The organism is Kluyvera sp. NPDC087067 (genome assembly GCF_044745165.1).
Taxonomy (GTDB): Bacteria; Pseudomonadota; Gammaproteobacteria; order Enterobacterales; family Enterobacteriaceae; genus Kluyvera.
In genome coordinates this window covers 557,932-583,716 of sequence record NZ_JBIUZS010000001.1, presented here as the reverse complement: position 1 = coordinate 583,716, position 25,785 = coordinate 557,932, and the positions used below count along the sequence as shown (strand labels likewise).

The window sequence follows — 25,785 nt, the reverse complement described above, 5'->3', positions numbered from 1 at the left end:
TCCCTGAGGTTAGTGCGCGTTTTGTTTACGCAGGCTGATTTTCTGCACAATGTCACGGTAGGTTTTTTCATCCAGCGAATAGGCCGCGATAAAAATAGCGCTTAAAGCAAACATCGCGCCGGGGAAAAGGGTCATTAAAATATTGATACCATTTAACGCACTGGCACTAATATCACCGGCATCATAATGGTAATAATCCAGCATCCATCCCGCACATCCGCCGCCAATAGCCATCGCAAGTTTGGTGATAAAGTTAAAGAAACCGTATATTGCGCCTTCTGTACGCACCCCATGATGCCACTCAGCATATTCCACCGTATCTGCAATCATCGACCACATCGCGACAAATCCCATCCCGAGCGTAATACTGAACAGGCACACACCGCTCATCACCAGCCAGAGATTATCACCGGCAATAAAGTACTGCATTAATACGCCCAGCACGCCAATCAATAGTGCCAGCAGCGCCATTTTCTTTTTGCCCATCCAGGCAATAATCTTGCCTGAAATCATGGTGCCTAAAATATAGGCCGCCGATTGAATCATAAAGAAGGTGGCCGTAAAGCCTTCGTTGCCAATAATGTATTTAATAAAGTAAACCGCGATGGCCATCCATACTGTGTAGGCAATATAGAAAAAGACGGTGAACAGCGACAGGTTAATCAACGGCGCATTGCCCATCACCGCGCGCAGCATTTCACGCAGGCCCGGTGCGGGCGTGTCCTCTTCTTCACCCACTCGTTCTTTCGTCATGCCAAAACAGGCAAGAAACAAAAACGTCGCCAGCAATGCGAAGCAGGAAACAGCAAAAACATAGCCCATCTGCTTGTCGTTAAACGGCGAAATGAGTAAATCGGCGGTGGTTGAAACGATAAGGTAGCCGACAATTGCCAGGACAAATCGATAAACCGAAAGAGATGATCGTGAGGCTTCGTGCTGAGTGAGACGGTTAGTTAATGCGGAATATGGCGTATTCACCGCAGTGTAAGCCAGGCAATAGATAGTATAAGAAGCTAACGCAAAAAAGAATTTCGCCTCGCCGCCAAAGGGCACAAAACAGAGTACCGTCAGGAAGCCAAGCGGAATCGAACCGTATAATAACCACGGGCGCAATTTCCCATAACGACTGTGGGTTTTATCAATCGCAAAACCGATCAGGATATTAAAGATGGCGTCAATCACGCGGGCGATCACAAATATCAAACTGGCCTGCGCGGCGCTAATGCCATAAATATTGGTGTAAAAATAGAGCAGAAAAAGAGAGACAAAACCAAAGGATAAATTAGAGGCTAAATCGCCAAAGCCATAGCCTATTTTTTCTTTAACACCGATAACCACATAACTTGCCGAGAGCTTTTTTGTTGTGTCCATTTCGGGCTACCCTTTCAGGAATCTGTGGCAACAGTATATGGCGTTGGCTAAGGCATCACTTTGCGTAATTTGTCCGGGGAATTCCTGTTTTTTGTCTTTATCTGGAAGTGTGAAATGAATCACAGGGAGATGAGGATAATAAAGCAGGTTTCGGCGGTTAACCCGCCGAAACCGAGGTCATTACGCTTTACCGCTGTTGCGGGTGCTGGAACGACGATTAGAATTGTTTTTCGGGCTGGCGCTGGTGGTGCTGTGACGCTTCACGGCACGACGAATCTGGTTTGCCTTCATGCGGCGACGATCTTTTTCCACCGCCACTTTGGATTCGGTTTCAGCCGGCAGTTCAACCAGCTTACGCAGATAGTTGGTCTGCGCCAGATCAAGCTCAGTATACCCGCCGCGCGGCAGGCCTTTAGGCAGTTGGATATCACCATAGCGCACGCGAATCAGACGGCTAACCTGCACGCCCACCGCTTCCCACAGACGACGAACCTCACGGTTACGACCTTCGGTAAGGGTCACGTTGTACCACTGGTTGATACCTTCACCGCCGCTAAACTTGATGGTTTTGAAGGCCGCAGGGCCATCTTCAAGCTGTACGCCGCGAGACAACTGACGCACTTTGTTGTCATCCACTTCGCCAAATACGCGCACCGCGTATTCACGTTCCACTTCACGGCTTGGGTGCATCAGGCGGTTCGCCAGCTCACCATCGGTGGTAAACAGCATCAGCCCACAGGTGTTGACGTCCAGACGCCCTACGGCAATCCAGCGCGCGCCGCGCAGTTTTGGCAGACGGTCAAAGACGGTTGGACGCCCTTCCGGGTCGTTACGGGTACACAACTCACCTTCCGGCTTGTAATACGCCAGAACGCGACAGATTTGTTCTACGGATTCTTTAACGGAGATAAGGTGTCCGTCGATACGAATTTTGAGACCGGGGATCACTTCAACACGATCGCCCAGCTTGGCGATTTTGCCGTCCACGCTGACGCGGCCCGCTTCAATAATGGTTTCAATTTCACGGCGGGAACCGTGGCCAGCACGCGCCAGCACTTTTTGCAGTTTTTCGCTTTTATCGCTCATCGAGCTTCCTTCAGGTGTCGCCTTCACAGGCGTCTTACAGACTTTATTATCAGCCGCAGGAATGAGTCACCGGGCTGCATAAGCAGGCGAACAGCCGCGTTAAATGACCACGCAGGCTACCCACCCAGAATTGTGACCGCACATAGTACACGAATTTTAGGATAAAAGGGCAGCTTGTTCCTGCCTTTTATCGCCTTCTTAAGCAGCGGGAAGGCCACGATGGGTCAATCAGGGGAGAAAGGCCGCTAAATGCAGATACCCGGCAGGCAAACGCCGCCGGGTGTTCGGGTATTACAGGAAAGGTTTAACGTCACCCACGCCTTCGCGGATAACCACGGGGGTATCGTCAGTCAGATCGACAACCGTCGTTGGCTGCTGGCCCAGATATCCACCGTGAATAATCAAATCCACCTGTTTTTCCAGACGGTCTTTAATTTCTTCCGGGTCGGACTCGGTAAATTCGCTGCCCGGCAGCATCAGCGAGGTGGAGAGCATCGGCTCGCCGAGCGTTTCCAGCAACGCTTGCGCTATCGGGTTAGAAGGAACGCGCATCCCGATGGTTTTACGTTTTTCTTGCAGCAGTCGACGCGGTACGTCTTTGGTGCCTTTAAGAATGAACGTGTAGTTACCCGGCGTGTTGTTTTTAATTAAACGAAACGCCACGTTATCGACATAAGAATAGGTGGACAATTCGGACAGGTCGCGACACATCAGGGTGAAGTTGTGACCGTCCGGGAGGTGACGGATGCGGCAAATACGCTCCATCGCCCCTTTGTCTTCAATTTTACAGCCTAAGGCGTAGCCAGAATCGGTTGGGTAGACGATGACGCCGCCCTTACGCACAATTTCAACCGCCTGGTTAATCAGACGCGCCTGTGGGTTATCCGGGTGGATATAAAAAAACTGACTCATGCTTCCCTCTCAATTGAATGCTGCGGCTGCTCCCAGCGCTGCCAGACTGCCTCGACGCCTGCGGGTAACCACAGTTTACGGCCCAGTTCAATCCACGGGCAGGGTTGATGGAAGTCCGACCCCTGTGACGCCAGTAAACCGTATTCGCGGGCATAGGTGGCAAGCTGAGTGCGCTCGTGAGGCGCCTGCTGGCACTGGGAGACTTCCATCGCGTCGCCGCCGTGTTCACTAAAGTGCGCCAGCAATCTTTTCAGCCACTTGGCGGACAAATTGTACCGCCCCGGATGGGCGATAACCGCAACCCCACCGGAATGATGAATGACTTCAATAGCTTCCTTTATTGTACACCACTGTGGCGGAACGTAACCGGTTTTCCCACGCGCGAGATATTTTTTAAAAACATCGCCAATATTGGACGCCTTGCCCTGCTCAACGAGGAAGCGAGCGAAGTGGCCTCGCGTCACCGCACCGCCATCGGCCATTTTCAGCGCGGCTTCCCACGCCCCAGGGATTTGCGCCTTTTCCAGACGCTCGGCAATCATTTTCCCGCGCAGCTGGCGACGTTCAATCTGCGCGGCCAGGAATTCGGTTAGCGCCGGGTTTTCAATATCAATATTGAGCCCGACAATATGAATTTCGTGGTTTTCCCACTGCGTCGAGATCTCGACGCCGGTAATCAACTGCAACGCCAGACCGGCGCGCGCAATTTCGGCCTGTGCCCGGGGAATGGCATTGATCGTATCGTGATCGGTAATCGCCAGCGTACCCACGCGCATTTCCCCTGCACGGTGTACCAGTTCTTCCGGCGTCAGGTGACCATCAGAGGCGACGGTATGGCTGTGAAGATCGTAAATCACTGCGTAATTGGTGTCGCTCAAAACAGCTCCCGTTGGACTACTCATTATGTTTCGCGGCCTATCATAACGGTATTGCGCTTATTTCTAAAATCAGGGGTTGACTTTGCCCCCTCGAACTAGTTAACTAGTACGCAAGTTCACTTAGTAAAGGTATCTGAAAATGACACGTAAAATCATTGCTTTGCACAACGGTTGGTGGCGTACTTCCCAGTAGGGCGGAGTCATCACGTCTGCGTAAAGCAAACAGATACCCAGCCCGCCAATGCGCGGGCTTTTTATTAAGCACAATAATACAGAATCAGGCGAGAACAACGATGCAAACACAAAAACCCCTGCTCGAGCTTCTGACCAGTGACGCGATTTACCGTGAGAATCCTACCGCGCTGTTTCATCAGTTGTGTGGTGCGCGCCCGGCGACTTTGCTGCTTGAGTCCGCAGATATCGATAGCAAGAACGATTTAAAAAGCCTGCTGCTGGTCGATAGCGCCCTGCGCATCACCGCGCTGGGCGATACCGTCACCATTCAGGCGCTGTCTGATAACGGTGCATCATTGCTGCCTCTGCTCGACGCTGCGCTGCCTTCAGGCGTTGAAAATAACCGTCAGCCCACCTGCCGCGTGCTGCGCTTCCCAGCCGTCAGCAACCTGCTGGATGAAGATGCCCGCCTGTGTTCGCTGTCGGTCTTTGATGCCCTGCGTTTGATGCAGGAACTGGTTGTCGTCCCGAAAGATGAACGTGAAGCCATGTTCTTTGGCGGATTATTCGCTTACGACCTGGTCGCCGGTTTTGAGGATTTACCGCAGCTTGAAAGCGATAACGCGTGCCCGGACTATTGCTTCTACCTGGCAGAAACCTTGCTGGTGATTGATCATCAGACTAAAAACACCCGTATTCAGGCAAGCCTGTTCACCCCATGCGAAGCGGAAAAAGATCGCCTACTACAACGTATTGCTCAGGTTCGCCAGCAGATGAACGAACCGCCGATGGCGCTGCCGGTGCATGAAATTAAAACCATGCGCTGCGAATGCAACCAGAGCGATGAAGAGTACGGCGACGTGGTGCGCAAAATGCAAAAAGCGATTCGCGCGGGGGAGATTTTCCAGGTGGTGCCTTCACGCCGCTTCTCTCTGCCCTGCCCGTCTGCACTGGCGGCTTACGACGTGCTGAAAAAGAGCAACCCAAGCCCGTATATGTTCTTTATGCAGGATAACGATTTCACGCTGTTTGGTGCATCGCCAGAGAGTTCACTTAAATACGACGCCACCAACCGTCAGATTGAAATTTACCCGATTGCCGGTACTCGTCCACGCGGTCGCCGCGCTGACGGCACGCTGGACCGCGATCTCGACAGCCGCATTGAACTTGAGATGCGTACCGATCATAAAGAGCTTTCCGAACATCTGATGCTGGTCGATCTCGCGCGTAACGACCTCGCCCGCATCTGTACGCCGGGTAGCCGCTACGTTGCAGACCTGACCAAAGTGGATCGTTACTCTTTCGTCATGCACCTGGTCTCCCGCGTGGTGGGCGAACTGCGTAAAGACCTCGACGTCCTGCACGCTTACCGCGCCTGTATGAATATGGGCACCCTGAGCGGTGCGCCAAAAGTCCGCGCCATGCAGCTTATCGCCGCAGCCGAAGGCAAGCGACGCGGCAGCTACGGCGGCGCGGTGGGCTACTTCACCGCTCATGGCGACCTCGACACCTGCATCGTTATCCGTTCAGCGTTTGTCGAAAACGGGATTGCCACCGTACAGGCTGGCGCAGGCGTGGTGCTCGATTCTGTCCCGCAGTCTGAAGCCGATGAAACCCGAAATAAAGCCCGTGCCGTTCTGCGCGCCATTGCTACCGCCCATCATGCACAGGAGATTTTCTGATGGCTGACATTCTGCTGCTCGATAATATCGACTCCTTTACTTACAACCTGGCGGATCAGCTGCGCGCAAACGGGCACAACGTCGTGATTTACCGTAACCATGTTCCGGCGCAAACGTTAATTGAACGTCTGGGCACGATGGATAACCCTGTGCTGATGCTGTCTCCTGGCCCCGGTGCGCCGTCGGAAGCAGGCTGCATGCCAGAACTGCTGACCCGTATGCGTGGCAAACTGCCGATTATCGGTATCTGCCTCGGTCATCAGGCGATTGTTGAAGCCTACGGCGGTTATGTCGGTCAAGCCGGTGAAATCCTGCATGGCAAAGCCTCAAGCATTGAGCACGACGGTCAGGCTATGTTCGACGGTTTAAGCAACCCGCTGCCGGTCGCGCGCTACCACTCTCTGGTGGGCAGCAACATTCCCGCAGGCTTAACCATTAACGCCCATTTCAACGGCATGGTGATGGCCGTTCGTCACGATGCGGATCGCGTTTGCGGCTTCCAGTTCCACCCGGAATCGATCCTCACCACGCAAGGCGCTCGTTTATTGGAGCAAACCCTGGCATGGGCGCTACAGAAACTGGAGCAGAGCAACACCCTGCAACCGATTCTGGAAAAACTCTACCAGGCGCAAACGCTGACTCAGCAAGAAAGCCACCAGCTCTTCTCCGCCGTGGTGCGCGGTGAAGTGAAACCAGAACAACTGGCCGCCGCGCTGGTGAGCATGAAAATTCGTGGCGAAAGCCCGAATGAGATTGCCGGGGCCGCCACCGCCCTGCTGGAGAACGCCGCGCCGTTCCCGCGCCCGGACTATCCGTTTGCCGATATCGTCGGCACCGGCGGCGACGGCAGCAACAGTATCAATATTTCCACCGCCAGCGCCTTCGTGGCCGCCGCGTGTGGCCTGAAGGTCGCCAAGCACGGCAACCGTAGCGTCTCCAGTAAGTCTGGCTCTTCCGACCTGCTGGCAGCGTTCGGGATAAACCTCGACATGAACGCGGACAAATCACGTCAGGCGCTGGATGAACTCGGCGTGTGCTTCCTGTTCGCACCGAAGTATCACACCGGTTTCCGCCACGCGATGCCGGTACGTCAGCAGCTGAAAACCCGCACTTTGTTTAACGTGCTGGGGCCGCTGATTAACCCGGCTCACCCGCCGCTGGCGTTGATTGGCGTCTACAGTCCAGAGCTGGTGCTGCCGATTGCAGAAACGCTGCGCGTGCTGGGTTACGAGCGCGCCGCGGTGGTACACAGTGGCGGTATGGATGAAGTCTCGCTCCATGCGCCAACCGTGGTGGCTGAACTGCATAACGGCGAAATTAAGAGCTACCAGTTAACCGCAGATGACTTTGGCCTCACCCCGTACCATCAGGCCGAGCTGGCGGGCGGTACGCCGGAAGAAAACCGTGACATTCTGACGCGCTTACTACAAGGTAAAGGTGAGACTGCGCACGAATCCGCCGTCGCGGTAAACGTCGCTATGTTGATGCGTCTTTACGGTCATGAAGACCTGAAAGCCAACGTCCAGCAGGTGCTTGATGTTCTACACAGCGGTGCCGCCTACGACCGCGTGACCGCATTAGCGGCAAGAGGATAAAAAATGCAGACCGTATTAGCGAAAATCGTTGCAGATAAAGCGATTTGGGTAGAAGCCCGTAAACAACAACAGCCTTTAGCCTCATTCCAGAACGAGGTACAGCCAAGCCAGCGTCATTTTTATGACGCGCTGCGCGGTACCCGCACCGCCTTTATTCTGGAGTGTAAGAAAGCCTCTCCGTCAAAAGGGGTGATTCGCGAGGATTTCGATCCGGCGCGTATTGCCAACGTATATAAGCATTACGCTTCGGCCATTTCTGTACTGACGGATGAAAAGTACTTCCAGGGCAGCTTTGATTTCCTGCCTATTGTCAGCCAAATCGCGCCGCAGCCCATTCTGTGCAAAGACTTTATTATCGACCCTTACCAGATTTATCTGGCCCGTTACTACCAGGCCGATGCCTGCCTGCTGATGCTGTCAGTGCTTGACGATGACCAGTATCGCCAGCTTTCGGCCGTCGCGCACAGCCTGAGCATGGGCGTGCTGACCGAAGTCAGTAACGAAGAAGAACTTGAACGCGCGATTGCCCTGAAGGCCCGGGTGGTCGGTATTAACAACCGCGACCTGCGCGATCTGTCCATCGATCTCAACCGCACCCGCCAACTTGCGCCGCGTCTGGGGCATGAGGTGACGGTTATCAGCGAGTCCGGCATTAATACCAATGCCCAGGTTCGCGAGCTGAGCCACTTCGCCAACGGCTTCCTGATTGGCTCGGCGATGATGTCGCATGATGACCTGAATGCCGCAGTCCGCCGTGTGTTATTAGGCGAGAACAAAGTCTGCGGTTTAACCCGACCCCAGGACGCGCAGGCCGCTTTCGAGGCTGGCGCGATTTATGGTGGACTTATTTTCGTCCCGACCTCGCCGCGGGCGGTTAGCGCTCAGCAAGCGCAAGAGGTGATTAACGCCGCCCCGCTCGCCTACGTTGGCGTATTCAGAAACGCGCCGGTGGCTGAGATTGTTGAACGCGTTACCGGTTTGCATCTTTGTGCCGTGCAATTACACGGCGATGAAGATCAAGCCTATATCGACGAACTTCGTGCCGCTTTGCCTGATGACGTACAAATCTGGAAAGCGCTCAGCGTTGCCGACACGCTGCCCGCACGAAATCTTAACCACGTCGACAAATATGTGTTCGACAACGGTCAAGGCGGTACGGGCCAGCGCTTTGATTGGTCTTTATTACAAGGTCAGGATCTCAGCAATGTGATTCTGGCGGGTGGATTAAGCGCAGATAACTGTGTGACCGCCGCCAAAAGCGGCTGCGCCGGGCTGGATTTCAACTCAGGCGTCGAATTAGAACCCGGCATTAAAGATGCCAGCAAACTGGCTTCGGCATTTCAAACGCTGCGCGCATATTAAGGAGCAATAATGAGCACTTTACTGAACCCCTATTTTGGTGAATTTGGCGGAATGTACGTTCCACAGATTCTGATGCCTGCCCTGCGCCAGCTGGAAGAAGCTTTCGTCAGCGCGCAAAAAGACCCGACTTTCCAGGCCGAATTTACCGACCTGCTGAAAAACTACGCCGGTCGTCCCACCGCGCTGACCAAATGCCGCAATCTGACGGCGGGCAGCAAAACCACGCTGTACTTAAAGCGTGAAGATCTGCTGCACGGCGGTGCGCATAAAACTAACCAGGTGTTAGGCCAGGCATTGCTGGCGAAACGGATGGGCAAAACCGAGATCATCGCTGAAACCGGCGCAGGTCAACACGGTGTCGCCTCCGCCCTCGCCTGTGCGCTGCTGGGTCTGAAATGCCGTATCTACATGGGTGCGAAAGACATTGAGCGCCAGTCGCCAAACGTCTTCCGTATGCGTCTGATGGGCGCGGAAGTGATCGCGGTACACAGCGGCTCCGCAACGCTGAAAGATGCCTGTAACGAGGCGCTGCGCGACTGGTCTGGCAGCTATGAAACCGCGCACTACATGCTCGGCACCGCCGCAGGCCCACACCCGTTCCCGACCATCGTGCGTGAATTCCAGCGCATGATTGGCGAAGAAACCAAAGTGCAGATCCGCGAAAAAGAAGGCCGTCTGCCGGATGCGGTTATCGCCTGCGTCGGGGGAGGTTCCAATGCCATCGGCATGTTCGCTGACTTTATTGAGGAGACCAGCGTCGGCCTGATTGGCGTCGAGCCTGCCGGTCACGGTATCGAATCTGGCGAGCACGGCGCACCGCTAAAACATGGTCGCGTTGGTATCTATTTTGGTATGAAATCGCCGATGATGCAGACCGATGAAGGCCAGATTGAAGAATCTTACTCCATCTCTGCCGGGCTGGATTTCCCATCCGTAGGCCCACAGCACGCTTTCCTGAACAGCATCGGCCGCGCGGAATACGTGTCGATTACCGATAACGAAGCGCTGGACGCGTTTAAAGAACTCAGCCGTCATGAAGGCATTATCCCGGCGCTGGAATCTTCTCACGCGCTGGCCCATGCACTGAAAATGATCCGCGAAAACCCGGAAAAAGAGCAACTTCTGGTGGTTAACCTCTCCGGTCGCGGCGACAAAGACATCTTTACCGTACATGATATTCTGAAAGCGCGAGGGGAAATCTGATGGAACGCTATGACAACCTATTTGCAACACTGAAGGCCCGCAAGGAAGGCGCATTCGTTCCCTTCGTCACCCTGGGCGATCCGAACCCCGGTCAGTCGCTGAAAATCATCGACACGCTGATTGAGGCTGGAGCCGATGCGCTGGAGCTTGGGATCCCGTTTTCCGATCCGCTGGCCGACGGCCCGACCATCCAGAACGCCACGCTGCGCGCATTTGCCGCGGGCGTCACGCCAACCCAGTGCTTTGGGATGCTGGCGGCGATTCGTCAAAAACACCCGACGATTCCCATTGGCCTGTTGATGTACGCAAACCTGGTCTTTAGCGGCGGTATTGATGAGTTCTATGCGCAATGTGAACGCGTAGGCGTCGATTCCGTGCTGGTTGCCGACGTACCGGTCGAGGAATCCGCACCGTTCCGCCAGGCAGCATTGCGCCACAATGTGGCACCGATCTTTATCTGCCCACCGAATGCGGATGATGAGCTGTTGCGCCAGATTGCTGAGCACGGACGGGGTTATACCTACCTGCTGTCCCGGGCGGGCGTTACCGGTACGGAGTCACGCGCCGCGCTGCCGCTGCACCATCTGGTAGAAAAACTGGCCAAGTACAACGCCGCGCCACCGCTGCAGGGCTTTGGTATTTCTGCCCCCGATCAGGTGACCGCGACCATTGAAGCCGGCGCTGCCGGGGCAATTTCCGGTTCCGCGATTGTTAAGATTATCGAGCGTAACGTCGAGAATCCGCAGGCAATGCTGGATGAGCTTTCACGCTTTGTGAAGAGCATGAAAGCCGCCACAATCACCGCCTGATACTCCGGCCGCCCGACTACCGTCAGGCGGCCGGATTTTGTTGCAGGCTGTCAGCGTACTGACGCGTAAGCTTAAATAACGCCTCCACCTCCTCCGCCTTCCATCCCGCCAGTACCTGATTCATCAGCTTTTGCCTTGCTATCGCAATCGCATCAAAAATAGCCCGACCTTTTTCACTCAGCGTCACTTCACTTATCCGCCGGTCCTGCGCGTTGGGCTGTTTATGCGCCAGTTCTAAGGCCTCTAATTTCTTCACCTGGCGGCTTACGGTGGTGTAATCACGCCCGAGGTTATCCGCGAGCTCAACCACCCCTATCGGGCCACTACGTCCAATAGCCACCAGCAGCGGGAAGAGGATTTGATCCAGCTGTACGCCGGCTGCCTGTAGCAACTGTTCGTCACGCACAGGTTGATTCATTACGCCGATGATATCCAGCAGCGCGCCGTGAAATTCGGTGATGTCATATTTATTATGTGCATATTGCATATATTTTCCAACCGGGTATAGTGCCGTTATCTGATATGTGCATTTTACACATAAATACCTTATGGAGACAGAATAATGAAAGCAGCCGTCGTGTTTGACCTCGCGCAAGGGCCGGTATGGGCCGACTTTACCGACCCACAGGCCGACGCGCAGCACACGCTGGTAAAGGTGCGCGCCGCCGCCATCAGCCACGTGGTGAAAAGCCGCGCCTCCGGCAAGCATTACAGCTTTGACGGCACGCTGCCCTTTGGCGTGGGTATTGACGGTACCGGATCGTTATCCGATGGTCAGCGCGTCTACTTTGCCTTTCCAGTCGCTCCCTGGGGAAGCATGGCGCAGTATGCTCCTGTCGCATTAACGCACTGCTTACCGCTGCCAGATGCGTTAGACGATATCACTGCGGCGGCAATGGCGAATCCCGGCATGTCGGCATGGGCAGCGCTGGTACAGCGTGCCGCGTTTAACGCAGGTGAAACGGTGCTGATTAACGGTGCCACCGGCACCGCCGGACAGTTAGCTATCCAGATTGCCCGCCATCTTGGGGCAAAGAAGGTGATTGCCACCGGACGTAACCCGCAGGCTTTAGCCTCTCTCGGCGCTGATGAATGCGTTGTGTTAACCACCGACGATGACACGCTAAGCGCGCAGTTCGCCGAGCAGGCCAGCCAGCAGATTGATGTGGTGGTGGATTATCTTTGGGGACACAGCGCGGAATTGCTGCTGCCAGCGTTAGCGAAACACACTCCAGCAGGCTCATCTATTCGTTATGTGCAGGTCGGCTCACTGGCGGGCAGTGACATTAATCTTAACGGTTCGGTATTGCGATCCTCGCCGCTGCAGCTGATGGGCAGTGGAATCGGCAGCCTGAGCTTACAGCAGCTGTTACAGGCGACCGGAGAGATGCTTCAGGCAGCCGTGGCGGGCAAATTTACCCTTGCTACCACCCCCGTCCCCCTGCATGAAGTCGCCGAAGCGTGGCCATTAGATAACAGCCACAAAAGAACGGTTTTTATGGTGGAGTAAAAAAAATCGCTTTCACACAAAAGATAGGGTTGATATCTTAGATGAGAACTATTATCTTTCTCATTACCGAATAGTTGAGCAAATCACTCAAGTATTCGGTACGACATTGCTCACATTGCTTCCAGTATTTTTGCCCGCATTTAATGCGGGCTTTTTTTTGACTTCAACATCGCCTTCAGCGCAATCGCTCTCTTTATGAGGCAAAACCTCTCACGTCGGACACCCGCAACGTAAAAGGGATAAAAATTTCGTTACGCAGCCCCACAAGCCTGACCAATAGAATTCAATCCCGTCTTATTTTTGAACTCACCGAGTTATCCAGCAAGGCGCCTGATTTTCTTTTCTTGAGTTCTGATGAAGCCTTTTTACTAATCGTCATTGCTTCATCATCCGCCAGGGTTTTTCCTTGAAATTTTGGCAACTTACCATCATCTTTAGAGGCATCGTCTGTCGGCCGGGTACTGTCTATCATGGACGAAATCTGATTCAGAAGTTGATTGATTTTCGCCTCCGTGACCGAAGGAGTGATGCTCGCGGTTTGCAACATATTCCCCAGACGATTAATCATACTCAAAATTTTTGCGGGAATAGGTTTAAATTTTGATGCTGCTTTTTGTTTAAGTCTCTGTAATTTCTTTTTTTTATCTTCTATCGTCTTTTCAGAAAGCGTTTTTTCAGGTTTAGACATTCCAACGGCAGAAAACACTTTTCCATTGTTGCGTAAAACTCTAAGAGGCATAACGACTTCTCCATACATTGCAGAATCTAATCACTATGCCTTCTTATCTGCGACACATTCATGCTGAGCCTTAAGCGGGTATGATGGAGGTTTTCACGCTCGTAGCTGTGACCCAAATTTCCCATGATATAGCCTATTTGCCTTCGTTGAAGCTAGCTATCCATGGGAAATGGTGATTACCCAATGGAGTGAGCCATTTGTTGAGTTCGATTATTCATCCTTCTTCTGAGCACTTTTGAAAGCGATCTCCTTTGCTAACTCCAGCGTGTTAGCTGGCATTTGCCATTTTCTGTCATGTGCGAATTTATGGTTATTATCATTATCAAATCCTGCGAGTAGGGCTTTCGCGACAAATTTCGAACAATTATGCGTTAATACGTTAAATTTATGATCCCCGGAGTTTTTAATATGATCCTCAATATTTTTAACATTAAGGTTCGGAAGGAATACCACACTCTCATCCTGGAGCATATCATTCCAATTCGCCATCTCATTTAAAATATCATTAGTAAAACCATTCCGTTCATTTTCAATATAACGTGTCTCGTTGTCCTCTCCCGTAACATTATACATACTGAACATACCATCACTATGGTGTATAACAATTGCACTGTGTGCAGATTTGTTAAAACTTAGCAATGCAACATTGTTATCTTTTTCGGATAGTTTATTAATAATTCCATCAATCCTGTTGAAGACAATATTTTCATCAATGTTAACGGTGTGACTTCCTGTTTTAACTTCAGCTAGCCAACATCTAATACCCCGAAAAAATTTGTGAGGCTTTACATTTCCACTTGAGACATCACTACTGTTCTGTTTTATATATTCCAGTGAGCTAGACAATGTCGAAGATTTACGTGCCTGAGGAAAAGCCAAATCAACAGGTGTGTTTTCAACAATTTTCACCTTGCCAATATAACCACCAGAGTTGATTTCATTTTTGGTTCCCTTTGCGGTAAGGTCATAGGTTCCTCTGCCCTTACAAAAAAAACGGCTAATGCCTAAATTATTAAGTTTCATGCTCATTATCTTTTATAGAAAAATCAAAAAACCATTGAATAGCGCCAGTTTCATATAAATAATTATTAACACATGAGTACATAATGCTTTATAGCATACGTCATCATTTCCGCCTTGCAAAAAACAATCATATGTTTAAATTATAACCTAACAAACCAGCCAAAATGATTCACGCCGACAAACGAGACCACTGAAAATCGTCTCCAATATTTACATTTTTTTCTGTTTTATCAAACGAGCCAACTCTTCCGCTGTTTTTTTTCTAAGAATATTCAGATCAATGTCGCCAAACTTTTTCATGAAAACATGATCGGTTAGCTTTGTGTTGATGATATTTCTTAATTTATTCTTATCATCACGAGATGGCGAAAAAACAGATAATCGCTCAACCTTTTCAGATAAAGACTTATTATTATACAATATTTGTGAAATGCTACTTTGTGTGCATTTCGGATCTAGCTCCACCGAACCAAACTTAGATGAAATTCTACGGAAAAGATCATCTTTTTCTTTTTCATTGAGAATACGGCCATGTATCTCACATGCAGCATCGATAGTTTTATTAATCTCAGAAGATAATATACTGATCTTTTCTTCTCTAGACCATTCGGTCTTACAACTATCTTTAAGTGCTCTATCTACTGATGATAATATCGCTTTGGTTTCAAACTTTTCCTTTACTCCACCAATTGAGAAGGTCATAACTTCATTTCTTGCTTTTAAGAAATTTCCGACAAAGCCGTATTTATTCTTTGAGATAATTTCTAAATTACATAGTTTTCTATCGCATATGTTCTTCACCAGGAATGATGACGCTTTTGAAATCATAGACATACCTCAAATATACATTGTAATACACCTTTCGTATATTAGAGCAAAATTTTATTTTTTTTATTAAAAAACGCTTATAACCGCGAATGGAGGTGTGTTGCCCCTATCAACCGATCACAGGAAAGTCTGCAGTTGGCACTACGGTTTATTATTTTGACACGTACCAAGATAAATACTTCATCAGTGAAATCGATCGGTTCACCCTTCACTACTGTTTCAGTAAAATTCCCGACATCGCCTTTCGTCCCAATAGGGTTGGTAGCAATCTCTGGTGAGACCGATGATAGTTATTAAGCATGCTAGATCTGTATCATAAGCCCCAACCCTCGGCCGGTCGTTGACATCTTTCGGCACCTCAACGCTATCCCCGTCCCCCCATCCAAGAAAGGCCATTGTTAATACCCAGAGATAATCCAGTGAGTATTGACATTCTGTCTTACTTTGTGTAAGCCGCTGAGATTTAGCCCAGAGAATCAAAGTTTAGATTGAGCATAGTTGTTTTTTTATATCTTACTCTCATGCTTTTCACTTAAATAACACCTCCTTTTAACTAACTGAGAATGAAGCATGCTTTTACCAACATCACGACTTATTAATGGGCAAGTTAATAATGGTGCCATTTCAACACCGGTATCTAGCCAGCAAAAATCAGGTGTTGAAAATAAAGTACATACACTAGTTATAAACGTTCAAAACACACCGATCTCTATAGTGAAGGACAACACAAAATCCTTTACTAAAAATATCGAAGGCACGCATCATGATGCTTCTTTTACAAGAGCAACATCATATAATAGAGCTCAGCATGGCACATGGCTAAAAAACCCTACTCACCTGGAACTAAAAAACAGAACTGATAGATCTAAAGTTGTCGGCATGGAAATAAAAGAATTGAAATCATTAATAAAAACAAGTGACAACATTGCAAAAAAACATTGTAACAACAACTCAGAACATGTTATAGCTCAGTCAGTACTGTGCAAACGACTATCAGGCATCAAGGCCAATAAAGATGAGACTCAGGTGTCCATGGAAGTACGCAGTATCATAGTGAATACTGCTTTAGCCTATCAGGAAAATAAAGTACTTCATGAAAACCACACAGGCACAAGATGGATAATTGAGAAAAACAATACAAATGAGGACTCAACTAAATTCAATACAGTTGATGCAGAGAATAGATTGTATTTCGATGACAAGGGTAAAGTTTATAGCATTGTCAATGGTGGTATAGGAAAAGACATTGCTGAAATTCTTGAACACGAGAAACAAAGAGTCCAATTTGGTAAGGATGTATCTAATTTACTAAGATCAGAATATGACACTTCATCCGCCATTCAGTTAAATCAGGTTGAATATGCGAATCAATCTGGTTTTAAAGAAACAAAAGAAAATAAATCTGAGGATATTACAAACAAAGTTGCCGATTATTCATTTTATCATATGGCAAAGTCTGCTGAGAGAGTGGTTTTCGCCAATGACGATATATCCAGAACCATCAGTAATGACAAGCAAATAACACTCACTGCTATTGATATTGATGACGTGGACAGAATCGAGTTGATAGCTTCCCGGCTCACTATGTCACTAGGTCGCTATCCTTCCACCGCTGAGGTTAAAGAAGTTATCAATATGCTGGATCTTAATGTTCCAGAACATTTAAGTGGTCTGAAAGGTGAAATAACTGATGCAGACTCAGAAACTATATTTTTTAAAAGTATAAAACATAGTTAATTAATTCAAGCACCTCTGCGATAAGGCAGCACACCGAGCTCTAAATGTACTGCCTTATCTGCTTCATTGCATTCGTCTAAAAGCTAAGGCACTGCGTAAGTAATTCCTGGACGCTCAGCGTAGCCTTTTGCAAGACCAGAGACGATGTTGAGTATGGTTGGGCGCAAAACTGTGCACCACTCAGTTTTCATGAACAACGCTCCTTGTCCGAGCGTCTATACAGAACGTAAGGAATTGATATCCGATTACTTCTCGAGCAGTTCAGTAAAACTGATGACAGTTCAATAAAATGATTCGCGCGGAAAAGAATGGAAAAAGCTGGTCATACAATAACCAGCTTTTTTGCAGAAGAAATCAGAAGCGATAGCCAGCTGAGAACATAAACACCCACGGATCCAGACGCGTACTCACGCTTTGGTTCACGCCACCCGCTTTAAACTTCACATTGGTGTCGATATCCATGTACCAGACCGACATGTTCACCAGCCAATCACGGTTAATCAAATAATCCAGCCCCACCTGACCTGCCGCCCCCCAGGAGTCGTCAAGACTGAGATCGGAAAGACCCGCTTCTTTCCCGGTGTCATTAAAGTCGTTATCAAAGAAAGTGGTGTAGTTAATCCCCGCTCCGACGTATGGGCGGAATTTACTCTGCGCATCGCCAAAATACCACTGCGCCATCAGGGTCGGCGGTAATTGATGGACGGTGGCAATATTGCCCGTTGGCCCGGTACCCACTTTATGGCGGAATGGGCTGGCAGCCAGTAACTCAATACCGATGTTATCAGTCGCCATATAGGTAAAGGTTAAGCCGAGCTGCGTATTATTACTGACGTTAAAACTGCCGAGGCTTCCCAGAACATTATCCGACCCTTCGGTTGGACGAACCGTCGCAGACCCCGCACGAATGAAAAACTCGCCTGCCTCATGCGCCCAGACGCTGCCAGATAAGGTACTTAACGCCAATGCAACCACTGCTAACTTTTTCATATCCACTTCCTCGTTATGGTTTTTCAAGCGCGGCAAATATACCTATAACGAGTTACTTTTGATCATTCATAGATCACATAAAGTCATGAGATTTAACTTTTATTGATCCAGATTAATTTTTACGCCTTTGTAACATAAGGTGATTAATACCCAGATCAATTTCCCACGCGTCACAACCCTCGCTCTGATGACGGATATTGGAGGATTAATCGGCGGCATAAACAGCCTATGCTTATCTTATGTACAGTTCCCTGCCCTGAGAGGTCGGATACGGCTTCCTCTTTACAAAGATATACTTAGCGGGTGTCCTGCGAAGAGTGCTACGGTCGCGAGATTTGCGGTACAATTGCCGGCTAATTAACACCTGCAATACTCAAGGAGAGTGCATGTCTATCACGGCGCAGTCTGTATACCGTGACACGGGTAATTTTTTCCGTAATCAGTTTGTTACCATCTTACTGATTTCATTGCTCTGTTCATTTATCACGGTGGTGCTCGGCCATGCCTTCTCTCCCAGCGAAGAGCAGCTTGCTACCCTGACGGTCGGCGATCATCTTACCGGGAGCACCGGTCTGTTTGATTTGGTTCAAAACATGACGCCGGAACAACAGCAAATCTTGCTGCAGTCCTCTGCGGCCTCAACGTTTGCTGGACTGATCGGCAATGCCATTCTGGCAGGCGGCATCTTGCTGATGATTCAGCTGATTTCTGCCGGTCAGTCGGTCAGCGCTATACGCGCCATCGGGGCGAGCGCACCGGTGCTGCCTAAGCTGCTGCTGCTCATCTTTATCAGCACTTTCCTGATTCAGATGGGCGTGATGCTAATTGTCGTTCCGGGGATTTTGCTGGCTATCGTGCTAGCCTTCGCGCCGGTGATGATGGTGCAGGATAAACTGGGCGTATTTTCTGCCATGCGTAACAGCACCCGTCTTGGCTGGGCCAATATGCGTCTTATCGCGCCGGCGGTTGTCGGTTGGATGCTGGCCAAAACCCTGCTGTTGCTGTTTGCCTCGAGCTTTGCCGTGCTCACCCCCTACCTGGGTGCGGTGGTGCTCAATACGCTGAGCAACCTGATATCGGCCCTGTTGCTGATTTATTTATTCCGCATGTATATGCTTATTCGTAACTAATCTGATGCTGTCCATTCGTGGACAGCGCTGAACGACGGAATCGAAGTATGAAGCAGTTTCTGGATTTTTTACCGCTGGTGGTTTTCTTCGCCTTTTACAAAATTTACGACATCTACACCGCGACGGCGGCGCTGATTGTCGCGACGGCCGTGGTACTGATTTACAGCTGGGTGCGCTATCGCAAAGTTGAAAAAATGGCGCTAATCACCTTCGTCCTGGTCGCCGTCTTTGGTGGCCTGACCCTGTTCTTCCACAACGATGAATTCATTAAGTGGAAAGTGACCGTTATTTACGCGCTGTTCGCCGGTGCCCTGCTGGTCAGCCAGTGGGTGATGAAAAAGCCGCTGATCCAGCGCATGCTGGGTAAAGAATTAACCCTGCCGCAAGCGGTCTGGTCGAAGCTAAACCTCGCCTGGGCGGTATTTTTCATTCTCTGTGGGCTCGCGAATATTTATATCGCCTTCTGGTTACCGCAAAATATCTGGGTCAACTTTAAGGTGTTCGGTTTGACGGCGTTAACGCTGGTATTTACCGTGTTAAGCGGATTTTATATCTATCGCCACATGCCACAAGACGACCATAAGTAAGCACAGAGAATAAGAATGACACAACAAAATGACGCTCCTCAGGGTGAGCTGGTATTACGCACATTAGCGATGCCTGCGGATACCAATGCCAACGGCGATATTTTCGGCGGTTGGATCATGTCGCAAATGGATATTGGTGGCGCCATTATGGCGAAAGAAGTGGCACACGGCCGCGTAGTCACCGTACGGGTTGATGGTATGACCTTCCTGCGGCCCGTTGCGGTGGGCGACGTGGTGTGCTGCTATGCACGCTGCGTAAAACGCGGCAATACGTCGATAACCATCAATATTGAAGTGTGGGTGAAGAAGGTTTCTTCCGAGCCGATAGGCCAGCGTTATAAAGCGACCGAGGCGCTGTTTATCTACGTCGCCGTCGATCCGCAAGGAAAACCGCGCGCTATTCCTGCAGCGTAATCACAAGCCCGGCAATTTTGCCGGGCTTGTTGCATTTAAAGGAAACCCAATACTTTTAAGACGAAGTAGCCCACCACAATCACGATAATCGGCAGGACGTACAGCGGGAAAAACTGAACGAAAATGGTATGACGCGGCACTTCAACACGCGCTTCCAGCGCTTCACGGCTTAGGCCTTCCGCCCCTTTCGCTTTCTCCAGAATCAGTTGGTCGTTCACCCCTTCACGCAGGAACTTCGCCTGACGCGACATACGCGCCCCGGAATCCTGTAGCGCCAGCGCCACAAAAATCAGTGCGAAAATAACCCAGAACAGAACGTTCAGGCTGTTGCTGAAATCTGGCTGCGGTGAGTTGTACCAGAACACATTTAAAAATGGCGTATTGAAACGCATCATTTCGACCATCACGTGGACAAAATCCATCATGACGGCATCGATTCCTGGCTGCTTAGCACTGTGCTCATACATAAATTTAAGCAAAGAAATCAAGGTCGATATCAGCGCGGGAATAAAGATAATCCACCCGGCAATGCGCTTAAGTATGGCAATGCGTCCAGCTTGTTGATACGTCATGGGTTCCCCTTGTTAAGACGCTTTATTTCGGGACTCAGCCTCAGTCTATCTGCTGATGGCGACTTTCGCCCGACTTTACGTTGGATATGATATACCATTCACCTGCATTCGTTATCCTAAAGGAGAGGTTGTTATGTCCGCCGAGCGCCAAATACGTGCTGCGATTTTTGATATGGATGGTTTACTGATCGATTCTGAACCATTGTGGGATCGTGCTGAGCACGAAGTGCTGGGGGAACTGGGCGTCGACTTTAACCGTCGCCATGAGCTTCCTGACACCCGTGGTTTGCGTATCGATTTGGTCGTCGATTTGTGGTTTGGGCAGCAACCGTGGAGCGGGCCTGACCGCGCGACCGTGGTGAAACGCATCATCGCCAGCGTCATATCGCAGGTCGAAGCCACACAGCCACTCCTGCCCGGCGTACGCGAAGCGGTTGCGCTGTGCAAGGCATCAGGGTTAAAAGTGGGCCTCGCCTCTGCCTCACCGCTGTATATGCTGGAAAAAGTGCTCGCCTTATTTGACCTACGCGAGCAATTTGATGCGCTGGCCTCCGCCGATACGCTGGCTTACAGCAAACCGCATCCGCAGGTCTATCTCAACTGCGCCGCTGAGCTGGGCGTAGACCCGCTGTGCTGCGTGGCGCTGGAAGATTCCGTCAACGGCATGATAGCCAGCAAAGCCGCGCGTATGCGCTCGATTGTCGTCCCTGATGCGGCAAGCCAGCAGGATCCTCGCTTTAGCCTGGCCGACGTCAAGCTATCATCCCTGGTCTCTCTGACTCGCGAAAATTTGTGCGGCTAATCGGTCTGCGGGCACTTATTGTGCCCGCAAATGCTAGCCACCTCATGAAAATGAAACGCCGTTTTAAATTTATTTGAATTTTACGTCTCTCCCTTCTATGCTTTGCCCTGTAGTCATCCATCCAAAATCAATAAAAGCAAAGACAGGGGTCGACATGATTCTTAATGCATTCAATTTGCAAGGTAAAGTGGCACTCGTCACCGGGTGCGATAAAGGTCTGGGTCAAGGAATGGCGCTCGGGTTAGCCGAAGCGGGTTGCGATATTGTCAGCGTCAGCCGCCGCGTGCCGCAAGAAACGGCAGAAAAAGTGAAGGCGCTTGGGCGTCAACTTTACGCCATTCAGGCCGATCTGAGTCAGCCGGACAGCATTGCTGATATTGTCCCCGCCGCCGTTAAAGCCGCCGGACGCATTGATATTCTGGTCAATAATGCTGGCACTATCCGCCGCGAAGATGCGCTGACCTTTAGCGAGAAAGATTGGGACGAGGTGATGAACCTGAATCTGAAATCGGTCTTTTTCCTCTCACAAGCGGTGGCGAAACAGTTTCTGACCCAGGGCTGCGGCGGAAAAATCATTAATATCGCGTCAATGCTCTCTTTCCAGGGCGGAATACGTGTGCCATCCTACACCGCCTCAAAAAGCGGTGTATTAGGCATCACGCGTTTATTAGCCAACGAATGGGCGCAGCACAATATTAACGTCAACGCGATTGCCCCGGGATATATGGCGACCGACAATACGCAGCAGCTGCGCGAAGACAGCGAGCGCAGCAAAGAAATCCTCGACAGGATCCCCGCCGCACGCTGGGGCACCCCGGAAGATCTCAAAGGCCCGGTGGTCTTTCTCGCCTCCCCGGCTTCTGATTACATCAATGGTTATACGGTAGCCGTTGACGGGGGTTGGCTGGCACGTTAATTTTTTGACAAAGAGTTACACTGTAACCACTTCCGCCTACTGTATAAAAACCCTATACTGTATGAATTTACAGAATAATGGGTTTTATCATGACGGCGGAAGGTCATCTGCTCTTTTCCATCGCCTGTGCGGTGTTTGCTAAAAATGCCGAACTGACGCCTGTGTTAGCGCAGGGAGACTGGTGGCATGTGGTGCCGTCAGCCATTTTGACCTGTCTGCTGCCCGACATCGATCACCCGCGCTCCTTTCTCGGGCAGCGGCTTAGCTGGCTGTCTAAACCCATTGCGCGAATGTTTGGCCATCGAGGGTTTACTCATAGCCTGTTGGCGGTATTTGCCCTGCTCACCGTGTTTTACCTCAAAGTACCGGATAGCTGGATTGTTCCCGCAGATGCGCTGCAAGGCATGGTGCTGGGTTATCTGAGCCATATTCTTGCCGATATGCTGACGCCCGCTGGAGTGCCCCTACTTTGGCCGTGCCGCTGGCGTTTTCGTTTGCCTATTCTCGCGCCGCGCAAGGGCAACCAGCTTGAGCGCGTGCTGTGCATGGCGCTTTTTGCCTACGCCGTGTTTATGCCGCAGTCCCTCCCCGACAACAGCGCCGTGCGCTGGTCATCCTCGGTGATTAATATGCTGCAAAACGATTTCAATCGGTTTATCCATGGGCGAGCTGAGCAATAATTCAGCGCAAAGCGCTTTTTTGGCATAAACAATTCCATTTGGATATAAGCGTGTTATTCCACTTCTGTTAACCTTCTCACATACAGACAAATCTTTACGGATTTGTTCTAAAAAAAGACTCGCCGCCGCGCGGCTATGGCTGCCGGACGGCGTGGACAAATTTTCAGGAGAACGGGGATGAACTTTCCATTAGTTGCGAACATTATCGTGTTCGTCGTATTGCTGTTTGCGCTTGCGCAAACGCGCCACAAACAGTGGAGCCTGGCGAAAAAAGTGCTGGTTGCTCTGGTTGTCGGCGTGGTCTTTGGCCTGGCTTTACAGATGATTTACGGCTCCGATAACCCGGTGCTTAAAGATTCCATCCAGTGGTTTAACATCGTCGGTAACGGCTATGTGCAACTGCTGCAGATGATTGTCATGCCACTGGTATTTGCCTCTATTCTGAGTGCGGTAGCGCGTCTGCATAACGCATCGCAACTGGGTAAAATCAGCGTACTGACCATTGGTACTCTGCTGTTCACCACCCTGATTGCCGCACTGGTCGGCGTACTGGTGACAAACCTGTTTGGTCTGACCGCGGAAGGTCTGGTGCAGGGTACGGCTGAAACCGCGCGCCTGAACGCGATTCAAAGCAACTATGCGGGCAAGGTCGCAGACCTGAGCGTGCCGCAGCTGCTGCTATCGTTTGTGCCGAAAAACCCGTTTGCTGACCTGACCGGTGCAAGCCCAACCTCCATTATCAGCGTGGTTATCTTCGCCGCATTCCTGGGCGTCGCCGCACTGAAACTGTTAAAAGACGACGCGCCAAAAGGCCAGCGTGTTCTGACCGCTATCGATACCCTGCAAAGCTGGGTGATGAAGCTGGTTCGTCTGGTTATGCAGCTGACCCCTTACGGCGTGCTGGCACTGATGACCAAAGTGGTTGCCGGTTCTAACCTGCAGGACATTATTAAGCTGGGCAGCTTCGTGGTCGCCTCTTACCTCGGCCTGCTGATTATGTTCGTGGTACACGGCATTCTGCTTGGCGTAAACGGTGTGAGTCCGCTGAAGTATTTCCGTAAAGTGTGGCCGGTGCTGACCTTTGCGTTTACCAGCCGTTCCAGCGCGGCGTCTATTCCGCTGAACGTGGAAGCGCAAACGCGTCGTCTGGGCGTGCCGGAATCCATCGCCAGCTTCTCCGCATCGTTTGGGGCAACCATTGGTCAGAACGGCTGTGCCGGTCTTTATCCTGCGATGCTGGCCGTCATGGTGGCGCCAACCGTCGGCATTAACCCTCTTGATCCACTGTGGATTGCGACGCTGGTCGGTATGGTTACCGTAAGCTCCGCAGGCGTTGCTGGCGTGGGCGGTGGTGCAACATTTGCCGCGCTTATCGTTCTGCCCGCGATGGGTCTGCCGGTGACGCTGGTTGCGCTGCTGATTTCCGTAGAGCCGCTTATCGACATGGGCCGTACCGCGCTTAACGTTAGCGGTTCGATGACCGCCGGTACGCTGACCAGCCAATGGCTGCGCCAGACCGACAAAGACGTACTCAATAGTGAAGAAGATGCTGAGTTAGCGCACCGCTAAGCTTGTTAGCTCACTTCCATAAAAAAACCGCTGATATCTTTATCAGCGGTTTTTTTTATTCCTGATTGCCACTAAGCGTCGATTTCTCCTTCCTGACGCATCTGTACCGCCCAACGCTGCGCCGCTTCAGGAATGGAGAACGCCTGCGAGCGTTGGAACGCGCTGCCCATCAGCACAAACGCCACGTACTTGCCGCGCAATAACCAGACATCGCGAAAGCCTTCAACTTTCACGGCGTGATCGGGTGGAGCGGGTTCAGAACGCGGAACATAGCTGATAATCTGCCGATTTTGTTGGCGAAACGGTTTCATAAGCAGTGAACTTCACAATCAGTAATAACAAATACAGGAAAGCCTTATGATAGCAGGATTCACCGGGCATCGACATAGACAAAAAAGCCCGGCAGGATCGCTGCCGGGCAAGGGTTGAGGGGGTGAAACAAAGGGTTATTACACGTCGCGGTAGGTTCCGAGACGATAGCCTCGCTCCGCAATCGCATACTTCAGCGATGCCGAGGTCAATACGTCCAGCTCGGCCAGACGCGGGTAACAATAAGCGCTACCCATAATGGTGTTATCAACCAGCGCCGGATGACACATCACCTCCACCGACTGCTCGCCGCGTGCTGCCGATTTATCCAGCACATCAAGGAACAGGGCTTCAGAGATGGCATCACCGTAAAACTCGCTGCTAAACCCTTCGCTGGTACGCAGAGCGTGCGGCAGGTCCGTATTCAGCGCAACAGTGCGGTCAACGCGCATCGCAACGCCTTTTGATTTCGCAAACGCCGCCACCAGCGGGAAGATTTGCGGGATCATGTGCACATGATGGTGGCTGTCTAAATGCGTCGGTTCCGCGTCAAACAGCTCAATGAAACGGTTGTACTGACACTCCAGTTCACGTGCAATCTCGTCTAGCGGCAGCGCGCCCTCTTCCGCCATTTGCCAGATCCACTTACCCAGCTTACCTTCGCGGGTAAGCCCAGGCATTGGCGTTAGCGGTTCGCCCAGCGTCAACACAAAGTGCATGCCAACGGCCAGTTCAGGCGTACGACGACTTAACTGCGCGGCATGTTCGATAGCCGCGCCGTTGACCAGCGCGGTCGTGGAGGTGACCACGCCGTGCTTACAGGCATCGAAAATACCGTAGTTCTGCCCTTTGCTTAGACCGAAATCATCCGCATTGACGATTAACAAACGTTCCATCATGCCTCCTG

Annotated in this window: 26 protein-coding genes and 1 other annotated feature; of the genes, 14 read left to right on the top strand and 12 right to left on the bottom strand. The window is 51.0% G+C overall.

The window, feature by feature from the left end; translation table 11 throughout:
- Positions 1-9 precede the first annotated feature (9 nt).
- From ACIPDS_RS02800 to rnm, 4 genes are all read right to left on the bottom strand, one after another.
- Positions 10-1,371 (bottom strand): MFS transporter, encoded by a 1,362-nt coding sequence (locus ACIPDS_RS02800; RefSeq protein WP_400732383.1) that lies wholly within the window; start codon positions 1,369-1,371, stop codon positions 10-12.
- 180 nt (positions 1,372-1,551) lie between these two features.
- A complete protein-coding gene (rluB, locus tag ACIPDS_RS02795) occupies positions 1,552-2,457 on the bottom strand; it encodes a 23S rRNA pseudouridine(2605) synthase RluB (RefSeq protein WP_166514063.1) in 906 nt (301 codons plus the stop codon).
- Positions 2,458-2,748: 291 nt separating this feature from the next.
- Positions 2,749-3,369 (bottom strand): L-threonylcarbamoyladenylate synthase, encoded by a 621-nt coding sequence (locus ACIPDS_RS02790; protein ID WP_166514064.1) that lies wholly within the window; start codon positions 3,367-3,369, stop codon positions 2,749-2,751.
- On the bottom strand, positions 3,366-4,271 hold the full coding sequence (gene rnm / locus ACIPDS_RS02785) for an RNase RNM (RefSeq protein ID WP_166514065.1): 906 nt from the start codon (positions 4,269-4,271) through the stop codon (positions 3,366-3,368). The genes ACIPDS_RS02790 and rnm overlap by 4 nt, the downstream gene beginning before the upstream one ends.
- 142 nt (positions 4,272-4,413) lie before the next feature.
- Positions 4,414-4,506, top strand: a sequence feature (Trp leader region).
- Between the two features lie 34 nt (positions 4,507-4,540).
- Between rnm and ACIPDS_RS02780 the strand changes: the two genes are divergently transcribed.
- The 5 genes from ACIPDS_RS02780 to trpA are packed head-to-tail and all read left to right on the top strand — an operon-like array spanning position 4,541 to position 11,072.
- Positions 4,541-6,103, top strand: a complete 1,563-nt coding sequence (locus tag ACIPDS_RS02780) for an anthranilate synthase component 1 (RefSeq protein WP_400732379.1) — start codon at positions 4,541-4,543, stop codon at positions 6,101-6,103.
- A complete protein-coding gene (gene trpD / locus ACIPDS_RS02775) occupies positions 6,103-7,698 on the top strand; it encodes a bifunctional anthranilate synthase glutamate amidotransferase component TrpG/anthranilate phosphoribosyltransferase TrpD (RefSeq protein ID WP_400732376.1) in 1,596 nt (531 codons plus the stop codon). The genes ACIPDS_RS02780 and trpD overlap by 1 nt, the downstream gene beginning before the upstream one ends.
- A 3-nt stretch (positions 7,699-7,701) precedes the next feature.
- Positions 7,702-9,060, top strand: a complete 1,359-nt coding sequence (gene trpCF / locus ACIPDS_RS02770) for a bifunctional indole-3-glycerol-phosphate synthase TrpC/phosphoribosylanthranilate isomerase TrpF (protein ID WP_400732373.1) — start codon at positions 7,702-7,704, stop codon at positions 9,058-9,060.
- Positions 9,061-9,069: 9 nt separating this feature from the next.
- Positions 9,070-10,263, top strand: a complete 1,194-nt coding sequence (gene trpB / locus ACIPDS_RS02765) for a tryptophan synthase subunit beta (protein ID WP_400732372.1) — start codon at positions 9,070-9,072, stop codon at positions 10,261-10,263.
- Positions 10,263-11,072: a tryptophan synthase subunit alpha gene (gene trpA, locus ACIPDS_RS02760; RefSeq protein WP_400732370.1), complete on the top strand. Its 810-nt coding sequence runs from the start codon at positions 10,263-10,265 to the stop codon at positions 11,070-11,072. Before trpB ends, trpA begins: the two co-directional genes overlap by 1 nt.
- A gap of 22 nt (positions 11,073-11,094) precedes the next feature.
- On the opposite strand, the gene ACIPDS_RS02755 is transcribed toward trpA, so the two are convergent.
- A complete protein-coding gene (locus ACIPDS_RS02755) occupies positions 11,095-11,559 on the bottom strand; it encodes a MarR family winged helix-turn-helix transcriptional regulator (protein WP_400732368.1) in 465 nt (154 codons plus the stop codon).
- 75 nt (positions 11,560-11,634) lie between these two features.
- Here ACIPDS_RS02755 and ACIPDS_RS02750 point away from each other — a divergent pair, with 75 nt between their 5' ends.
- Complete coding sequence (locus ACIPDS_RS02750) at positions 11,635-12,582, top strand: zinc-binding alcohol dehydrogenase family protein (RefSeq protein ID WP_400732367.1); 948 nt, start codon at positions 11,635-11,637, stop codon at positions 12,580-12,582.
- A 283-nt stretch (positions 12,583-12,865) separates the two neighbouring features.
- On the opposite strand, the gene ACIPDS_RS02745 is transcribed toward ACIPDS_RS02750, so the two are convergent.
- The 3 genes from ACIPDS_RS02745 to ACIPDS_RS02735 form a co-directional block, all read right to left on the bottom strand.
- Complete coding sequence (locus ACIPDS_RS02745; RefSeq protein WP_400732366.1) at positions 12,866-13,321, bottom strand: hypothetical protein; 456 nt, start codon at positions 13,319-13,321, stop codon at positions 12,866-12,868.
- 210 nt (positions 13,322-13,531) lie between these two features.
- Complete coding sequence (locus ACIPDS_RS02740; RefSeq protein WP_400732365.1) at positions 13,532-14,344, bottom strand: hypothetical protein; 813 nt, start codon at positions 14,342-14,344, stop codon at positions 13,532-13,534.
- Positions 14,345-14,554: 210 nt separating this feature from the next.
- Positions 14,555-15,172 carry a hypothetical protein gene (locus tag ACIPDS_RS02735; protein ID WP_400732363.1) on the bottom strand — a complete coding sequence of 206 codons (618 nt, stop codon included), beginning with the start codon at positions 15,170-15,172 and terminating at the stop codon, positions 14,555-14,557.
- Between the two features lie 570 nt (positions 15,173-15,742).
- Between ACIPDS_RS02735 and ACIPDS_RS02730 the strand changes: the two genes are divergently transcribed.
- Complete coding sequence (locus ACIPDS_RS02730) at positions 15,743-16,909, top strand: hypothetical protein (RefSeq protein ID WP_400732361.1); 1,167 nt, start codon at positions 15,743-15,745, stop codon at positions 16,907-16,909.
- A gap of 354 nt (positions 16,910-17,263) precedes the next feature.
- Here the strand turns inward: ACIPDS_RS02730 and ompW are convergent, their stop codons facing one another.
- Entirely contained in the window at positions 17,264-17,899 is a 636-nt protein-coding gene (gene ompW / locus ACIPDS_RS02725; protein ID WP_166514076.1) for an outer membrane protein OmpW, read from the bottom strand.
- Between the two features lie 386 nt (positions 17,900-18,285).
- On the opposite strand from ompW, the gene ACIPDS_RS02720 reads away from it, so the two are divergent.
- Genes ACIPDS_RS02720 through yciA form a run of 3 tightly spaced genes read left to right on the top strand, consistent with a single transcriptional unit; the run spans position 18,286 to position 20,030 of the window.
- A complete protein-coding gene (locus ACIPDS_RS02720; protein WP_400732359.1) occupies positions 18,286-19,029 on the top strand; it encodes a YciC family protein in 744 nt (247 codons plus the stop codon).
- Between the two features lie 47 nt (positions 19,030-19,076).
- Positions 19,077-19,616 (top strand): septation protein A, encoded by a 540-nt coding sequence (locus ACIPDS_RS02715; RefSeq protein ID WP_166514078.1) that lies wholly within the window; start codon positions 19,077-19,079, stop codon positions 19,614-19,616.
- 15 nt (positions 19,617-19,631) lie between these two features.
- The gene (yciA, locus tag ACIPDS_RS02710) at positions 19,632-20,030 is read left to right on the top strand and encodes an acyl-CoA thioester hydrolase YciA (RefSeq protein ID WP_400732358.1); all 399 of its coding nucleotides are present in this window, start codon (positions 19,632-19,634) and stop codon (positions 20,028-20,030) included.
- A 35-nt stretch (positions 20,031-20,065) separates the two neighbouring features.
- On the opposite strand, the gene ACIPDS_RS02705 is transcribed toward yciA, so the two are convergent.
- Positions 20,066-20,602: a YniB family protein gene (locus ACIPDS_RS02705; RefSeq protein WP_166514080.1), complete on the bottom strand. Its 537-nt coding sequence runs from the start codon at positions 20,600-20,602 to the stop codon at positions 20,066-20,068.
- Positions 20,603-20,735: 133 nt separating this feature from the next.
- Here ACIPDS_RS02705 and hxpB point away from each other — a divergent pair, with 133 nt between their 5' ends.
- From hxpB to ACIPDS_RS02685, 4 genes are all read left to right on the top strand, one after another.
- Complete coding sequence (hxpB, locus tag ACIPDS_RS02700; RefSeq protein ID WP_400732356.1) at positions 20,736-21,404, top strand: hexitol phosphatase HxpB; 669 nt, start codon at positions 20,736-20,738, stop codon at positions 21,402-21,404.
- A 154-nt stretch (positions 21,405-21,558) separates the two neighbouring features.
- On the top strand, positions 21,559-22,320 hold the full coding sequence (kduD, locus tag ACIPDS_RS02695; protein WP_400732355.1) for a 2-dehydro-3-deoxy-D-gluconate 5-dehydrogenase KduD: 762 nt from the start codon (positions 21,559-21,561) through the stop codon (positions 22,318-22,320).
- Positions 22,321-22,409: 89 nt separating this feature from the next.
- Positions 22,410-23,000, top strand: coding sequence for a metal-dependent hydrolase (locus ACIPDS_RS02690; RefSeq protein ID WP_166514083.1), 591 nt, complete (start codon positions 22,410-22,412; stop codon positions 22,998-23,000).
- Between the two features lie 177 nt (positions 23,001-23,177).
- The gene (locus ACIPDS_RS02685; protein ID WP_400732353.1) at positions 23,178-24,569 is read left to right on the top strand and encodes an L-cystine transporter; all 1,392 of its coding nucleotides are present in this window, start codon (positions 23,178-23,180) and stop codon (positions 24,567-24,569) included.
- 71 nt (positions 24,570-24,640) lie between these two features.
- Here the strand turns inward: ACIPDS_RS02685 and cedA are convergent, their stop codons facing one another.
- Positions 24,641-24,880, bottom strand: a complete 240-nt coding sequence (gene cedA / locus ACIPDS_RS02680) for a cell division activator CedA (RefSeq protein WP_166514085.1) — start codon at positions 24,878-24,880, stop codon at positions 24,641-24,643.
- A 138-nt stretch (positions 24,881-25,018) separates the two neighbouring features.
- Entirely contained in the window at positions 25,019-25,774 is a 756-nt protein-coding gene (chbG, locus tag ACIPDS_RS02675) for a chitin disaccharide deacetylase (protein ID WP_400732352.1), read from the bottom strand.
- Positions 25,775-25,785 lie beyond the last annotated feature (11 nt).

Bases quoted from the DNA above. Each gene is read 5' to 3' on its own strand.
- ACIPDS_RS02745 (WP_400732366.1), bottom strand. From the start codon at position 13,321: ATGCCTCTTAGAGTTTTACGCAACAATGGAAAAGTGTTTTCTGCCGTT.
- ACIPDS_RS02800 (WP_400732383.1), bottom strand. From the start codon at position 1,371: ATGGACACAACAAAAAAGCTCTCGGCAAGTTATGTGGTTATCGGTGTT.
- trpA (WP_400732370.1), top strand. From the start codon at position 10,263: ATGGAACGCTATGACAACCTATTTGCAACACTGAAGGCCCGCAAGGAA.
- kduD (WP_400732355.1), top strand. From the start codon at position 21,559: ATGATTCTTAATGCATTCAATTTGCAAGGTAAAGTGGCACTCGTCACC.
- ompW (WP_166514076.1), bottom strand. From the start codon at position 17,899: ATGAAAAAGTTAGCAGTGGTTGCATTGGCGTTAAGTACCTTATCTGGC.
- chbG (WP_400732352.1), bottom strand. From the start codon at position 25,774: ATGGAACGTTTGTTAATCGTCAATGCGGATGATTTCGGTCTAAGCAAA.
- ACIPDS_RS02685 (WP_400732353.1), top strand. From the start codon at position 23,178: ATGAACTTTCCATTAGTTGCGAACATTATCGTGTTCGTCGTATTGCTG.
- hxpB (WP_400732356.1), top strand. From the start codon at position 20,736: ATGTCCGCCGAGCGCCAAATACGTGCTGCGATTTTTGATATGGATGGT.
- yciA (WP_400732358.1), top strand. From the start codon at position 19,632: ATGACACAACAAAATGACGCTCCTCAGGGTGAGCTGGTATTACGCACA.
- ACIPDS_RS02790 (WP_166514064.1), bottom strand. From the start codon at position 3,369: ATGAGTCAGTTTTTTTATATCCACCCGGATAACCCACAGGCGCGTCTG.
- trpCF (WP_400732373.1), top strand. From the start codon at position 7,702: ATGCAGACCGTATTAGCGAAAATCGTTGCAGATAAAGCGATTTGGGTA.
- trpD (WP_400732376.1), top strand. From the start codon at position 6,103: ATGGCTGACATTCTGCTGCTCGATAATATCGACTCCTTTACTTACAAC.
- ACIPDS_RS02780 (WP_400732379.1), top strand. From the start codon at position 4,541: ATGCAAACACAAAAACCCCTGCTCGAGCTTCTGACCAGTGACGCGATT.
- ACIPDS_RS02735 (WP_400732363.1), bottom strand. From the start codon at position 15,172: ATGATTTCAAAAGCGTCATCATTCCTGGTGAAGAACATATGCGATAGA.
- ACIPDS_RS02755 (WP_400732368.1), bottom strand. From the start codon at position 11,559: ATGCAATATGCACATAATAAATATGACATCACCGAATTTCACGGCGCG.
- ACIPDS_RS02705 (WP_166514080.1), bottom strand. From the start codon at position 20,602: ATGACGTATCAACAAGCTGGACGCATTGCCATACTTAAGCGCATTGCC.
- rluB (WP_166514063.1), bottom strand. From the start codon at position 2,457: ATGAGCGATAAAAGCGAAAAACTGCAAAAAGTGCTGGCGCGTGCTGGC.
- cedA (WP_166514085.1), bottom strand. From the start codon at position 24,880: ATGAAACCGTTTCGCCAACAAAATCGGCAGATTATCAGCTATGTTCCG.
- ACIPDS_RS02750 (WP_400732367.1), top strand. From the start codon at position 11,635: ATGAAAGCAGCCGTCGTGTTTGACCTCGCGCAAGGGCCGGTATGGGCC.
- ACIPDS_RS02690 (WP_166514083.1), top strand. From the start codon at position 22,410: ATGACGGCGGAAGGTCATCTGCTCTTTTCCATCGCCTGTGCGGTGTTT.
- rnm (WP_166514065.1), bottom strand. From the start codon at position 4,271: ATGAGTAGTCCAACGGGAGCTGTTTTGAGCGACACCAATTACGCAGTG.
- ACIPDS_RS02740 (WP_400732365.1), bottom strand. From the start codon at position 14,344: ATGAAACTTAATAATTTAGGCATTAGCCGTTTTTTTTGTAAGGGCAGA.
- trpB (WP_400732372.1), top strand. From the start codon at position 9,070: ATGAGCACTTTACTGAACCCCTATTTTGGTGAATTTGGCGGAATGTAC.
- ACIPDS_RS02720 (WP_400732359.1), top strand. From the start codon at position 18,286: ATGTCTATCACGGCGCAGTCTGTATACCGTGACACGGGTAATTTTTTC.
- ACIPDS_RS02730 (WP_400732361.1), top strand. From the start codon at position 15,743: ATGCTTTTACCAACATCACGACTTATTAATGGGCAAGTTAATAATGGT.
- ACIPDS_RS02715 (WP_166514078.1), top strand. From the start codon at position 19,077: ATGAAGCAGTTTCTGGATTTTTTACCGCTGGTGGTTTTCTTCGCCTTT.